1 protein-coding gene is annotated in these 760 nt (G+C 49.5%); it reads right to left on the reverse strand.

Annotated elements, in window-relative coordinates; genetic code table 11:
* Positions 1–596 (reverse strand): aminoglycoside 6-adenylyltransferase (locus ACWHAR_RS26350; protein ID WP_452088334.1); only part of this gene is annotated, 596 nt, incomplete at its 3' end.
* Positions 597–760: the final 164 nt, after the last annotated feature.

The following is a 760-nucleotide window of genomic DNA, read 5'->3' on the forward strand; positions in this document are numbered from 1 at the left end:
TCAAAGCCGACCTTCCATTCGAGCATTTTCAACAGCATGGCCCTGACGAGATTTAAATGATCGAGTGCATAAAGAATTTCCTGCCGCCACAAGCCTTTGGCCACATATGTCGATGTCCACCAAAATTCATTGCAGCAGTCGGCGAAGCATTGCGGGGACGGTTTTTGCACCCAATATTCCCGATCCGTCGGCGGCGGGATGACGGGCAGATCCTGATCCTTATCCAGCAGGATCACGGTCAAGCCGTCTTCCCTGCTATATTCCAGCTTTTCTTCAAGCGGCACAAGAATCAAATCAATGCGGCTGCCGTCTGTAAATAACATCAAATACGAAAAGCGGTTGCCAAGCTCATTCGGAAACAGCTCCATCGCTTCCGGCGTCTGCATGATGATCCGCTCTCCAAAAACGTCCACCCAGCCCGGCTCATCGAGAAAAGACTGCATATCTGTTACAACATAGACAATATCATAATCGCGAAAAGGGTCCTTCGGGACGTTTGGGTTCGTCCGCGAGCCGTTCATGCCGACCGCTCTGACACGGCTGTCCTCCCGTGCGACCTTCAGCACCAAATCGATGATTTCCTGCTCTGTACGCATGTATATACCTCCTCTTTTTGATTGTTGTAGTAAATCTTGATGAGGAGGTCCGCGAATACACGGTTATATGAAATGCTCTAAAAACGTCATCGACATGTCCTCCTTCTTTTAGCGAATGGCTTTCAGGTAGTCTTCAAGGCGCTCCAGCTGTGAAGAAAAGCCTT

The organism is Bacillus sp. LR--39 (genome assembly GCF_053613335.1).